Origin of the sequence: Burkholderia savannae, assembly GCF_001524445.2 — a bacterium.
In the GTDB taxonomy this organism is placed as follows: Bacteria; Pseudomonadota; Gammaproteobacteria; order Burkholderiales; family Burkholderiaceae; genus Burkholderia; species Burkholderia savannae.
The window spans coordinates 668,748-680,878 of sequence record NZ_CP013417.1; the positions used below are offsets into that span (position 1 = coordinate 668,748).

Annotated in this window: 10 protein-coding genes; 8 read left to right on the forward strand and 2 right to left on the reverse strand. The window is 68.7% G+C overall.

The features are described 5' to 3' along the window. Nucleotides 1-74 precede the first annotated feature (74 nt). Both WS78_RS03415 and WS78_RS03420 read left to right on the forward strand, forming a co-directional pair. Nucleotides 75-866: an IclR family transcriptional regulator gene (locus tag WS78_RS03415; RefSeq protein WP_059583516.1), complete on the forward strand. Its 792-nt coding sequence runs from the start codon at nucleotides 75-77 to the stop codon at nucleotides 864-866. Between the two features lie 220 nt (nucleotides 867-1,086). Next, nucleotides 1,087-1,494 carry a GFA family protein gene (locus tag WS78_RS03420; RefSeq protein WP_038753461.1) on the forward strand — a complete coding sequence of 136 codons (408 nt, stop codon included), beginning with the start codon at nucleotides 1,087-1,089 and terminating at the stop codon, nucleotides 1,492-1,494. A 381-nt stretch (nucleotides 1,495-1,875) separates the two neighbouring features. On the opposite strand, the gene WS78_RS03425 is transcribed toward WS78_RS03420, so the two are convergent. Then, nucleotides 1,876-2,682 carry an EAL domain-containing protein gene (locus WS78_RS03425; protein WP_038753400.1) on the reverse strand — a complete coding sequence of 269 codons (807 nt, stop codon included), beginning with the start codon at nucleotides 2,680-2,682 and terminating at the stop codon, nucleotides 1,876-1,878. 256 nt (nucleotides 2,683-2,938) lie between these two features. Here WS78_RS03425 and WS78_RS03430 point away from each other — a divergent pair, with 256 nt between their 5' ends. Genes WS78_RS03430 through fahA form a run of 6 tightly spaced genes read left to right on the forward strand, consistent with a single transcriptional unit; the run spans nucleotide 2,939 to nucleotide 9,847 of the window. Beyond that, nucleotides 2,939-3,895: an MBL fold metallo-hydrolase gene (locus WS78_RS03430; protein WP_038753401.1), complete on the forward strand. Its 957-nt coding sequence runs from the start codon at nucleotides 2,939-2,941 to the stop codon at nucleotides 3,893-3,895. 17 nt (nucleotides 3,896-3,912) lie between these two features. Beyond that, nucleotides 3,913-5,574 carry an FAD-dependent oxidoreductase gene (locus tag WS78_RS03435; RefSeq protein WP_059583520.1) on the forward strand — a complete coding sequence of 554 codons (1,662 nt, stop codon included), beginning with the start codon at nucleotides 3,913-3,915 and terminating at the stop codon, nucleotides 5,572-5,574. A 36-nt stretch (nucleotides 5,575-5,610) separates the two neighbouring features. After that, nucleotides 5,611-5,841 (forward strand): DUF2783 domain-containing protein, encoded by a 231-nt coding sequence (locus tag WS78_RS03440; RefSeq protein WP_038753403.1) that lies wholly within the window; start codon nucleotides 5,611-5,613, stop codon nucleotides 5,839-5,841. Beyond that, nucleotides 5,838-7,190, forward strand: a complete 1,353-nt coding sequence (locus WS78_RS03445) for an MFS transporter (protein WP_059583523.1) — start codon at nucleotides 5,838-5,840, stop codon at nucleotides 7,188-7,190. The genes WS78_RS03440 and WS78_RS03445 overlap by 4 nt, the downstream gene beginning before the upstream one ends. Before the next feature lie 18 nt (nucleotides 7,191-7,208). Further along, nucleotides 7,209-8,543, forward strand: coding sequence for a homogentisate 1,2-dioxygenase (hmgA, locus tag WS78_RS03450; protein ID WP_038753466.1), 1,335 nt, complete (start codon nucleotides 7,209-7,211; stop codon nucleotides 8,541-8,543). Then, entirely contained in the window at nucleotides 8,540-9,847 is a 1,308-nt protein-coding gene (fahA, locus tag WS78_RS03455; protein WP_059583525.1) for a fumarylacetoacetase, read from the forward strand. The genes hmgA and fahA overlap by 4 nt, the downstream gene beginning before the upstream one ends. 603 nt (nucleotides 9,848-10,450) lie before the next feature. Here the strand turns inward: fahA and WS78_RS03460 are convergent. Next, nucleotides 10,451-11,632, reverse strand: coding sequence for an MFS transporter (locus WS78_RS03460; RefSeq protein WP_394335874.1), 1,182 nt, complete (start codon nucleotides 11,630-11,632; stop codon nucleotides 10,451-10,453). Nucleotides 11,633-12,131: the final 499 nt, after the last annotated feature.

Genomic DNA, 12,131 nt, shown 5'->3' on the forward strand with positions numbered 1-12,131 from the left:
CGTCATCTCCTCACTTGACTATAGTTCCGCTGTGCGGAACAATGTTTTGCAAATTGAACCCAGTGTATCACCGCATGAATTTTTCGACCATCGATGCCGACACGCTCGACGAACGCAAGTTCGTCGTCGCCCTCGCGCGGGGGCTGGATCTGCTGCGTGCGTTCAGGCCCGGCGAAACGATGCTCGGCAACCGCGACTTCGCCGAGCGGACCGGGCTGCCGAAGGCGACCGTCAACCGGTTCGCGTACACGCTCACCGTGCTCGGCTATCTGCGCTACGACGACGCGCTCGGCAAGTACGCGCTCGACGCGGGCGTGCTGTCGCTCGGCTATGCGCTGCTCGCGGGCTCCGACACGCTCGCGCTCGCGCGGCCGCACATGCAGGCGCTCGCGCGCGAGATCGGCGCGGCGGTGTCGCTCGGCTGCCGCGACGGCCTCGACATGATCTACCTCGAGACGATCCGCAGCGAGACGGCGCTGACGCTCGGGCTCGCGTCGGGGTCGCGGCTGTCGATGCTGACGAGCTCGATGGGGCGCGCGTATCTCGCCGTGCAGCCGCCCGACGCGCGCGCCGCGCTCTTCGCCGAGCTGCGCAAGACGGCGGGGAAGGGGCGGGCGGGGGCGGCGCTCGTCGAGGCGGCGGAGCGCGCGGTGGGCGAATTCGCCGTCGACGGCTGCTGCTACTCGTTTCGCGATTGGCACGGGGACGTGAACGCGGTCGCGGTGCCGTTTCGCGAGCCGCGCGAAGGGCGCTGGCTGATTCTGAGCTGCAGCGGGCCGGCGTCGTCGATGAGCGAGGACGTGTTTCGCAACCGGGTCGGCCCGAAGCTGAAGGCGCTCGCGCGGCGGCTCGGGCAACTGGGCTGAGTCGCGCGCTGGCGCGCCGCCGCGCGCCGTCCGGCCGCGCGCTGGCGCATGATGTAATGCGGCATGGTCATTCGGCGCTGCGCATTCCAACGCTTGCTTTCCGCATTTCGACGCGCCGCCGCGCACTTCGATGCAACGCGACAGCCTGGCGCGATCGGTTGTATCGTAGACCCCGCTTTCTATCGCACCGTTCAGGTGCAACGTGAACAGGATGTCCGTGATGCCGGGCTCGGAATCGTTGGAAGGCGGGTGCGCGTGCGGCGCGATTCGTTACCGGATCGCCGGCGTGCCCGCCGACGCGGGTTTCTGCCATTGTCGGCTGTGCCAGCGGACGACGGGCGCCGCCGTGCTCGCATGGGCGACGGTGCCGATCGGCGCGTTCGAGTATGTGAAGGGCGCGCCGCGCGTGTTTGCGTCGAGCGCGTGGGGCGAGCGGCGCTTTTGCGCGCAGTGCGGCGCGCAGCTCGAATATCGGCGCTCGGATGCGCCCACGACGGTCGAGGTCAACTACGCGACGCTCGACGATCCGTCGGTGATTCGGCCGAAAGCGCACACGTGGTACGCGAGCCGTATTCCGGGGCTCGAAGTGGCGGGCGATCTGGCGGTGCGCGACGACGGCGACCATTGAGCCGGCGTTGCGCGGGCGTTGCCGAGCGATGGCGATGCAGACCCCAGGCATTGCGAAATGCGCGCGTCGCGACGCAAGTGCGGCGCATGCGCCGCGCGCGTCGGGAAAGCCGACGCTTACGCTTCGCGCGGTCGGCAATCGCCTCGCCCCGATCGCGGCGGCCGATGCACCGATGCACCGATGCGCGGCCGCGACGCGACAATCACGGAGGTGTCATCGCGCGTGTCGGGAAACGCGAGGCGTGACCGGCGCCCGGCGGTGGCGGCGACCGCGTCGCCCCGATTCCTCGCACGCCGCCCGGCGCGGCATCGCGCCGCGCAATCTTGCCCGCGGCGTGCGCGTTCCGCGCGGCGCACGGCGCGCCGTACGCGGCCGCCTCCGTCAGACCGCGGCCGGCTGCGAGAACACCGGCCCTTGCACGAGCCGCACGTCGTACTGACGCAGCAGCTCGAACTGCGTTTCGTCGACGACGTGATCGAAGATGAGCGGAATGCGCACGCGCTGCGCATAGCCGACGAGCGCCTTCACCATCCCTTCGCGCAGCGCGATCGCCGCATCCATCTTGATGTAGTCCGGCCGCGCCATGTCCGACTCGACGGCGAGGATGCGTCCCGGATCGGGCAGCTTGTCGGCGACCTTGAAGCCGTAGTGCTGATAACTCTTCGTCAGATAGCCGAGGAACGTCTTGTGCGCGACGGCCGCGGCCGGCAGCTCGATCACGACGCGCTCGGGCGGCAGCCCGAACCCCTTGAGCACCGTCGAGAAGTGCTTGCCGTGGTCGTACTTGACGCTCTTCAACAGCCGCTCGTGCACGCGCAGGAACAGCAGCCCGTGCCGCTGCGCGCCGAAGAAGTTGATCGCGTGCAGGCTGCGCGCGAGCCGGTCGAGCGCGACGAGCTCCTGATCGTCGGCGACGGCGTCGATCGGATCGAACGGCGCGCCGCCCAGGTACGTGACCGCCTGGAAACCCAGTTCGTCGCCGTAGCGCTCGATCGCGTCGGTGAGCGACGTCGATTGCGGCGCACCCGGCATCGACACGTCGTAGATCGGCTCGTAGACGCTCGCCAGCCTCAGGTCGCGAAGGTGCGCGTACGCGCTTTGTGCGCCGTCCTCGAGCGCGAGGTGGTCGCACAGGAACGGCAGCTTGCCCGCGCGGGCGACGAGCTCGGGAATGGTGGGCGGAACCATGGACTCCGGAAGGAAGAAAGGCGGCCGAAACGGCCGCCGCATACGAACGATAGTAGCAGCGCCGCGCGTGATTGGCTGCGTGAATTGCTCATATCGATATCGGTTCCGCGCTGGCGGTTAGGGTATACATTGATTTCACTAATCGTAATTGGTTTTACTATTCGTAAATCGCAATATTGACGCAGATCAAGCATTCGAACGCGCGGCTTGTCCGACAAAAGCGGCGCATCCCTCAATACGGAGCAAGGAGCGACAGATGGCGGGTGACAAGAAATTTGCATCGCAGGCGGACCTGACCGAGAAGCAGGTGACGTTCGAGCGCCTGTCCGAGCATGCGTACGCGTATACGGCGCAAGGCGATCCGAACACGGGGATCATCATCGGCGACGACGCGGTGCTCGTCGCCGACACGCAGGCGACGCCCGTAATGGCCGAGGACGTAATCCGCCGAATCCGCGAAGTCACCGACAAGCCGATCAAGTACGTGCTGCTCACGCACTATCACGCGGTGCGCGTGCTGGGCGCATCCGCGTACGGCGCCGACCACGTGATCGCGAGCCAGGACACGTACGAGCTCATCGTCGAGCGCGGCGCGGCCGACATGAAGAGCGAGATCGAGCGCTTTCCGCGCCTGTTCCGCTCGGTCGAATCGGTGCCCGGCCTCACGTGGCCGACGCTCACGTTCAAGGGCGAGATGACGCTCCGGCTCGGCAAGCTCGAAGTGAAGATCATGCAGCTCGGGCGCGGGCACACGAAGGGCGACACGGTCGTCTGGCTGCCGCAGGAGAAGGTGCTGCTGTCGGGCGACCTCGTCGAGTACGGCGCGACGCCGTACGCGGGCGACGCGTACTTCCAGGACTGGCCGGCGACGCTCGACGCGATCGCGGCGCTCGAGCCCGAGAAGCTCGTGCCGGGCCGCGGCGCGGCGCTGAAGACGCGCGAGGAAGTCGCGGACGGGCTCGCCGGCACGCGCGCGTTCGTGAGCGAGCTGTACGCGAAGGTGAAGTCGGGTGCGGCGTCGGGCAAGGACCTGAACGCGATCTACAAGGAAACGTACGCGGCGCTCAAGCCGAAGTTCGGCGATTGGGTGATTTTCGATCACTGCATGCCGTTCGACGTGACGCGCGCGTTCGACGAGGCCACGCAGCATCCGGACCCGCGGATCTGGACGGCCGAGCGCGACAAGGAAATGTGGCACACCCTCGAAGGCTGAGCGCGGCGGGCGGCATCATGACCATCGATTATCAGACGCTGAAGTTCGACTATCGCCCGCGCGCGGCCGGTGCGGACGAAGGCGAGCCGCATCCGGCCGTCGTCGTCGGCGCGGGGCCCGTCGGGCTCGCGGCCGCGATCGATCTCGCGCAGCAGGGCGTGCCCGTCGTGCTGCTCGACGACGACGACACGCTGTCGAGCGGCTCGCGCGCGATCTGCTTCGCGAAGCGCACGCTCGAGATCTTCGATCGCCTCGGCTGCGGCGAGCGGGTCGCGCAGAAGGGCGTGGGCTGGCACGTCGGCAAGGTGTTCCTGCAGGACGAGCTGATCTACGCGTTCGATCTGCTGCCGGAAGTGGGACACGCGCGGCCCGCGTTCGTCAATCTGCAGCAGTACTACGTCGAAGGCTATCTGGCCGAGCGCGCGCTCGAGCTGCCGAACCTCGACCTGCGCTGGAAGAGCCGCGTGACGGGCATCCGGCAGACGCCCGATCACGCGGAGCTCGACGTCGACACGCCGGACGGGCCGTACACGCTGCGCGCGCGCTACGTGATCGCGGCCGACGGCTCGAAGAGCCCGCTGCGCGCGATGATGGGCCTCGACAGCCGCGGCCGCACGTTCAAGGACCGCTTCCTGATCGCCGACGTGAAGATGAGCGCGCCGTTTCCGGCCGAGCGCTGGTTCTGGTTCGATCCGCCGTTCCATCGCAATCAGTCGGTGCTGCTGCACCGGCAGCCGGACGATGTGTGGCGCATCGATTTTCAGCTCGGCTGGGACGCCGATCCCGTCGCCGAGAAGGCGCCGGAGCGCGTGATTCCGCGCGTGCGCGCGCTGCTCGGGCCGAACGTCGAGTTCGAGCTCGAATGGGTGAGCGTCTACACGTTCCGCTGCCAGCGGATGGACAGCTTCCGCCACGGCCGCGTGCTGTTCGCGGGCGATTCCGCGCACGGCGTGTCGCCGTTCGGCGCGCGCGGCGCGAACAGCGGCGTGCAGGACGCCGACAACCTCGCATGGAAGCTGAAGCTCGTGCTCGACGGCCGCGCGCCGGATCGCCTGCTCGACACGTATGCGCGCGAGCGCGAATTCGCGGCCGACGAGAATATCCGCAATTCGACGCGCTCGACCGATTTCATCACGCCGAAGAGCCCGATCTCGCGCGTGTTCCGCGACGCGACGCTCAAGCTCGCGCGCGACTGCGAGTTCGCGCGCAAGCTCGTCAACAGCGGCCGGCTGTCGGTGCCCGCCGTGCTCGCCGACTCGCGGCTCAATACGCCCGATCGGGCGGGCGACACGTTCGAGCGCGCGCCGGTCCCGGGCGCGGTCGCGCCGGATGCGCCCGTGCTCGCGGACGGCGAGCCCGGCTGGCTGCTGCAGCATCTGAAAGGCGGCTTCGTCGGCCTGCTGTTCGGCTCGATCGGCGACGCGCCCGCGCTCGCCGACGCGACGCGCGGCCACGCGCTGCCCGTCGCGCCCCTGCTCGTCGTGCCGAAGGGCGGCGCGCGCGCGGTGGCGGGCGTCGACGTGATCGAGGACAGCGAAGGGCTCGCCGCGCAGCGCTACGACGCGCATCCCGGCACGTTCTATCTGCTGCGCCCGGACCAGCACGTATGCGCGCGCTTTCGCACGGCGGACGCGGGCGCGGTGCGCGCGGCGCTCGCCCGCGCGATCTGCAACGCGTGACCGAACCAGCTACCGACCGAGACCAGGAGACACACGATGCACCTCGACACCCGCTTGCGTCTATCCGATCCGGACGCGTTCTACGAGGCGCTGATCGACATGCACCGCGACCTGCCCGACAGCGAGAGCCAGATCGTCAACGCGAAGCTGATCCTGCTGCTCGCGAACCAGGTCGGCGATCTCGACGTGCTGCGCGAGGCGATGGCGCTCGCGCGCAGCGGCGCGGCCACGCTCGACGGCGCGCCCGGCGCGCCGGCGCTGCAATGACGGCGGCGGCCGGCGCGCGCGTGCTCGAAATCGAGCGCGTGATCGACGACATGCATCGGCCCGCGTTTCACGCGATGCTGCTCGCGCTCTGCGGGCTGTGTCTCGTGATCGACGGCTTCGATGCGCAGGCGATGGGCTACGTCGCGCCGAGCGTGATCGCCGAGTGGGGCGTGAAGAAGCAGGCGCTCGGGCCCGTCTTCAGCGCGAGCCTGTTCGGCATGCTGCTCGGCGCGCTCGGCCTGTCGGTGCTCGCCGATCGCATCGGCCGGCGGCCGGTGCTGATCGGCGCGACGCTGTTCTTCGCGCTTACGATGCTCGCGACGCCGTTCGCGACGTCGATCCCGATGCTGATCGCGCTGCGCTTCGTGACGGGCCTCGGGCTCGGCTGCATCATGCCGAATGCGATGGCGCTCGTCGGCGAATGCAGCCCGGGCGTGCACCGCGTGAAGCGGATGATGATCGTGTCGTGCGGCTTCACGGCCGGCGCGGCGCTGGGCGGCTTCGTCAGCGCCGCGCTGATTCCGGCGTTCGGCTGGCGCGCGGTGTTCTTCGTCGGCGGCGCGGTGCCGCTCGCGCTTGCGGCCGCGATGGCCGCTCGCCTGCCGGAATCGCCGCAACTGCTCGTGCTGCGGGGCCGGCACGAAGCGGCGCGCGCGTGGCTCGCGAGGTTCGCGCCGCAACTCGCCGTGCCGCCCGACACGCGGCTCGTCGTGCGCGAGGCGGCGCCGAAGGGCGCGCCCGTTGCCGAACTGTTCCGCGCGGGGCGCGCGGGCGTCACGCTGTTGCTGTGGGCGATCAACTTCATGAACCTGATCGACCTGTATTTCCTGTCGAACTGGCTGCCGACCGTGATGCGCGACGCGGGCTACGCAAGCGGCACGGCCGTCATCGTCGGCACGGTGCTGCAGACGGGCGGCGTGATCGGCACGCTGTCGCTCGGCTGGTTCATCGAACGGCACGGCTTCATGCGCGTGCTGTTCGCGTGCTTCGCGTGCGCGACGATCGCGGTCGGCATGATCGGCTCGGTCGCGCATGCGTTCGTCTGGCTGCTCGCAGCCGTGTTCGTCGGCGGCTTTTGCGTCGTCGGCGGACAGCCCGCGGTCAACGCGCTCGCGGGCCATTATTACCCGACGTCGCTGCGCTCGACGGGCATCGGCTGGAGTCTCGGCGTGGGCCGCGCCGGCTCCGTGCTCGGGCCGCTCGTCGGCGGGCAACTGATCGCGCTCGGCTGGTCGAACGACGCGCTGTTCCACGCGGCGGCCGTGCCGGTGCTGTGCTCGGCCGTCCTCGTGATCGGCCTCGCGAGCGTGACGCGGCGGCGCGGCGCGGCCGCGCCGAACGTCGCTTGAATGGAGAGAACGACAATCATGACACTGGATTTATCGAAACCGGGCGAAGCCGGCTACCAGAGCGGCTTCGCGAACGAATTCGCGACCGAGGCGCTGCCGGGCGCGCTGCCGCACGCGCGCAACTCGCCGCAGCGCGCGCCGTACGGGCTTTATGCGGAGCAGTTGTCCGGCACCGCGTTCACCGCGCCGCGCGGTCACAACCGCCGGTCGTGGCTGTACCGAATCCGGCCCGCCGCCGTGCATCGGCCGTTCGAGCTCGTGTCCGGCGAGCGCCGGATCGTCGCCGACTTCGGCGATTCGGACGACGTGCCGCCGACTCCGCCGAACCAGTTGCGCTGGGACCCGCTGCCGATGCCCGCGCAGCCGACCGATTTCGTCGACGGCTGGGTGACGATGGCGGGCAACGGCTCGGCCGCCGCGATGAGCGGCTGCGCGATCCACCTGTACGCGGCGAACCGCTCGATGCGCGAGCGCTTCTTTTACAGCGCGGACGGCGAGCTCTTGATCGTGCCGCAGGAAGGGCGGCTTTTCATCATGACGGAGCTCGGCCGCCTCGACGTCGAGCCGTTCGAGATCGCGGTGATTCCGCGCGGCGTGCGCTTTGCGGTCGCGCTGCCGGATGGGCACGCGCGCGGCTATGTTTGCGAGAACTTCGGCGCGCTGCTGCGGCTGCCGGACCTCGGGCCGATCGGCTCGAACGGGCTGGCGAATCCGCGTGACTTTCTCGCGCCGAGAGCGTCGTACGAAGACCGCGAAGGCGCGTTCGAACTCGTCGCGAAGCTCAACGGCCGGCTCTGGCGCGCGGACATCGATCATTCGCCGTTCGACGTCGTCGCGTGGCACGGCAACTACGCGCCGTACAAGTACGATCTGCGTCACTTCAACACGATCGGCTCGATCAGCTACGACCATCCCGATCCGTCGATCTTCCTCGTGCTGCAGTCGCAAAGCGACACGCCGGGCGTCGATGCGATCGACTTCGTGATCTTCCCGCCGCGCTGGCTCGCGGCCGAGGACACGTTCCGCCCGCCGTGGTTCCACCGCAACGTCGCGAGCGAATTCATGGGGCTCGTGCACGGCGCGTACGACGCGAAGGCGGAAGGCTTCGTGCCGGGCGGCGCGAGCCTGCACAACTGCATGTCGGGCCACGGGCCGGATGCGGACACGTTCGAGAAGGCCTCGGCGATCGACACGTCGAAGCCGAACAAGGTCGGCGACACGATGGCGTTCATGTTCGAGACCCGCACGCTGATTCGCCCGACGCGCTTCGCGCTCGACACCGCGCAACTGCAGGCGAATTACTTCGAATGCTGGCAAGGCCTCAAGAAGCACTTCAATCCGGAGCAACGATGAGCGCTACCCCCGACGAACTGCGCGCGAGCCTCGATCCTTCGCGCAAGAGCTGGCTCGACGCGGCGAACGACGCCGCGTGCGATTTTCCGATCCAGAACCTGCCGTTCGGCATCTTCAGCGATGCGCGCCATCCGGAGAAGCGCGCGGGCGTCGCGCTCGGCGATGCGATCGTCGATCTCGCCGAGCTCGCGCGCGCGGGCCTGTTGACGGTGGAGGGCGAGGCGGCCGTGTTCGAGCGGCCGGCGCTCAACGATTTCATCGCGCTCGGCCGCGATGCGTGGCGCAGCGTGCGCGTCCAGCTGAGCGCCCTTTTCGAGCGCGGCTGCGCGCGGCTGCGCGACGACGCTGCGTTGCGCGCGCGCGCGCTCGTCGCGCAGCGCGACGCGACCCTCCATCTGCCCGTCGACATTCCCGGCTACACCGATTTTTATTCGTCGAAGGAACACGCGACGAACGTCGGCTCGATGTTTCGCGATCCGAAGAACGCGCTGTTGCCGAACTGGTCCGAGATGCCGATCGGCTACAACGGCCGCGCGTCGTCGGTCGTCGTGAGCGGTACGCCGGTGCGCCGGCCGAACGGGCAACTGAAGCTGCCGGACAGCGACCGCCCGGTGTTCGGCGCGTGCCGCAAGCTCGATATCGAGCTCGAGACGGGCTTCATCGTCGGCCGCGGCAGCGCGCTCGGCGAGCCGATCGCGTGCGAGGACGCGGAGTCGCACATTTTCGGCGTGGTGCTCCTGAACGACTGGAGCGCGCGCGACATCCAGCAATGGGAATACGTGCCGCTCGGGCCGTTCAACGCGAAGACGTTCGCGACGTCGATCTCGCCGTGGATCGTCACGCTCGACGCGCTCGAGCCGTTCCGCACCGCGCAGCCGAAGCAGGCGCCGGAGCCGCTCGCGTATCTGCGCCACGGCGGCGAGCATGCGTTCGACGTCGAGCTCGAAGTGCGGCTGAAGCCGGAAGGCGCGGCCGGCGCGACGACGATCTCGCGCACGAACTTCAAGCACATGTACTGGACGATGGCGCAGCAGCTCGCGCATCACACGGTGTCGGGCTGCAACACGCGGGTCGGCGACCTGATGGGCTCGGGCACGATCAGCGGGCCGACGAAGGATTCGTTCGGCAGCCTGCTCGAGCTGACGTGGAACGGCAAGGAGCCCGTCGCGCTCGCGAGCGGCGGCGTGCGCGCGTTCATCGAGGACGGCGACGAGCTGACGCTCGCCGGCTGGTGCCAGGGCGACGGGTATCGCGTCGGCTTCGGGACGTGCGTCGGGAAGATTCTGCCGGCGTCGAAGGGGTGACAGCGTAGTGAGGGGAGACGGTCGTGCCGCCCGGCGAGCAGTGTCGCGGCGCGGGCTGTGCGAGAGGTCGAATCGGGCGCTTGCGGCTTCGGTGCTGCAAGCGCCCGTGTCGTTTGGGCGGGTGCGTCGGGGCGGTCCGGTGTCCGGGCGGAGGGGGCGTTGCAACGCGGTGGCGGGATGTCGTTTGCTGCGTCATGCGCGGCGCTTCATGCGTCGTATGCTTCGAATTTCGAATTTCGAATTTCGAATTTCGAACCTCGAACCTCGAACCTCGAAGCCAGAAGCCAGAAGCCAGAAGCCAGAAGCCAGAAGCCAAGAGCTCGATGTCGGAAATTGCAAATTCCGAAGTTGGAGCTTGGCACAAGGTATTCTGCACCGTGCGTTGCTCGGCTCGGCTCGGCTCGGCATTCAGCATTCAGCATTCAGCATTCAGCATTCAGCATTCAGCATTCAGCATTCAGCATTCAGCATTCGAACGCCGGAAGCGAGAAGTTTCAAACCGCGCAAGACATTGCCAAATCCCGAGCGACCATGCGCACTCGTCCATTCTTTCGCTGACGACAGCGGACTCGCGGCCGCGAACGTCCGCAGCTCCGATTTGCGTCACCGCTCCTGCCGAGCCGCGTGCATCGGCAATGTTCGTCGCTCCCAAAGCGCGGCGACGATGAACGCGAGCGCCGACACGATCAGCACGCCGACCAGCGCATCGCCGCCGAGCTGCTCCATCAGCGCGCCGGCGACGAGCGGTCCGCCGAAGCTCGCCGCGCTCCACGACGCGGACACGAGCGAGCTCGCCGTCACGAGCGCCGAGCCGCGGAAGCGCTCGCCGCACGCGACGAGCGACAGCGTGTAGACGCTGCCCGCCGCCGCGCCGAGCACGAAGAGGAGCGGCCAGCAGAGCCACGGCGTCGCGACGACGACGGGCAACAGCGGCAGCAGCGCGAGCACGACGCAACCCGCGCCGATATGCACGCGCTCTCGGCCGAGCTTGTCGGCGAGCCAGCCGATCGGGAATTGCATCGCGGTGTCGCCGAACAGCAGGATCGCCGCGAGCAGCACGGCCGTTCCGCTCGCGACGCCGCGCTCCATCGCGAAGAGCGGCAGCAGCGAGAGGGCGAGCGTGTCGAACAGCGCGAAAAACGCGGTGCCGATGACGAGCGCGGGCATCTTCGGCATCACGCGCGTCCAGCGGTCGTGCGCCTCGTGATGCGGCTCGTCGCCGACAGGCGTCTTGCGGATCGACGCGAGCGACGGCAAGGCGAGCAGGAAAAGCGCGCCGCTCAGCGCGAAACGCACGTTCGTCATCCCGGCGATCTGGCTGACGAGCACGGGGCCCGCCATCTGGAACAGCGTGAAATTCGTCGCGTAGATCGCGACGACGCGCCCGCGCGTCGCATCGTCGGCGAGCTGGTTGACCCACGCTTCGCCGATCGTGAAGAGCAGCATCAACGCGGCGCCGCAGACGACGCGCAGCACGCCCCAGACGGCGAGGCTCGACGTGAACTGCATCAGGATGGTCGCCGCGGCGAGCATGAGCACCGACGCGACGATCACTTGCCGTCCGCCGAAGCGCTTCATGATTGCCGACACGAACGGCACGACGACGAGGCCGCCGCCCGCCTGCGCGGCGGTCAGCATGCCGACGATGTTGGTGCCGTGGCCCGCCTCGGTGAGCGCGAGCGCGGTGAGGGGGAGGGTGGCGCCCGTGCCGAGGCCGACGACGGCGACGCTGAGAATGAGCGCGAGAAAATCGCGGGTGAGGATCGTTTTCATGACGGCCGTGATGCTACACCGGGGAGCGGAATCGCTCCATCGAGATGCGTGCCGCGCGACGCGGCGACGCCGATGCCGATGCCGATGCCGGGGCTGCGCGGAGGCGGAGGCGGAGCGTGCGTGGTGGAGGCAGCCGGGCTCGATGCTGCGCCGGCCGTGTGTCGCGCGGTCGTATGGACGGACGGCGGCGCCTGCCCGATTCACGCATGCCGTACCGGGCCGATGATCGCACGCGACGCGCGGCATTCTCGGCATGTGCGAAAAAGCGCAAATGTCCGACGCGCGGCGGCGCGGTGCGAGTCGCGCACGCGGCCCAACCGGCATTCGAATGCGCGGAGCCCAACCGGGAGCCGCGCGTGATACGAGACTTCGGTGAAAAGCGGGATGCTCGCTGCGCGGCGGCGCGATTCGAGTCGCGCACGCGGCCCAACCGGCATTCGAATGCGCGGAGCCCAACCGGGAGCCGCGCGTGACACGAGACTTCGGCGAAAAGCGGAAATGCCCGATGCTT

Bases quoted from the DNA above. Each gene is read 5' to 3' on its own strand.
- WS78_RS03415 (WP_059583516.1), top strand. From the start codon at position 75: ATGAATTTTTCGACCATCGATGCCGACACGCTCGACGAACGCAAGTTC.
- WS78_RS03420 (WP_038753461.1), top strand. From the start codon at position 1,087: ATGCCGGGCTCGGAATCGTTGGAAGGCGGGTGCGCGTGCGGCGCGATT.
- WS78_RS03425 (WP_038753400.1), bottom strand. From the start codon at position 2,682: ATGGTTCCGCCCACCATTCCCGAGCTCGTCGCCCGCGCGGGCAAGCTG.
- WS78_RS03430 (WP_038753401.1), top strand. From the start codon at position 2,939: ATGGCGGGTGACAAGAAATTTGCATCGCAGGCGGACCTGACCGAGAAG.
- WS78_RS03435 (WP_059583520.1), top strand. From the start codon at position 3,913: ATGACCATCGATTATCAGACGCTGAAGTTCGACTATCGCCCGCGCGCG.
- WS78_RS03440 (WP_038753403.1), top strand. From the start codon at position 5,611: ATGCACCTCGACACCCGCTTGCGTCTATCCGATCCGGACGCGTTCTAC.
- WS78_RS03445 (WP_059583523.1), top strand. From the start codon at position 5,838: ATGACGGCGGCGGCCGGCGCGCGCGTGCTCGAAATCGAGCGCGTGATC.
- hmgA (WP_038753466.1), top strand. From the start codon at position 7,209: ATGACACTGGATTTATCGAAACCGGGCGAAGCCGGCTACCAGAGCGGC.
- fahA (WP_059583525.1), top strand. From the start codon at position 8,540: ATGAGCGCTACCCCCGACGAACTGCGCGCGAGCCTCGATCCTTCGCGC.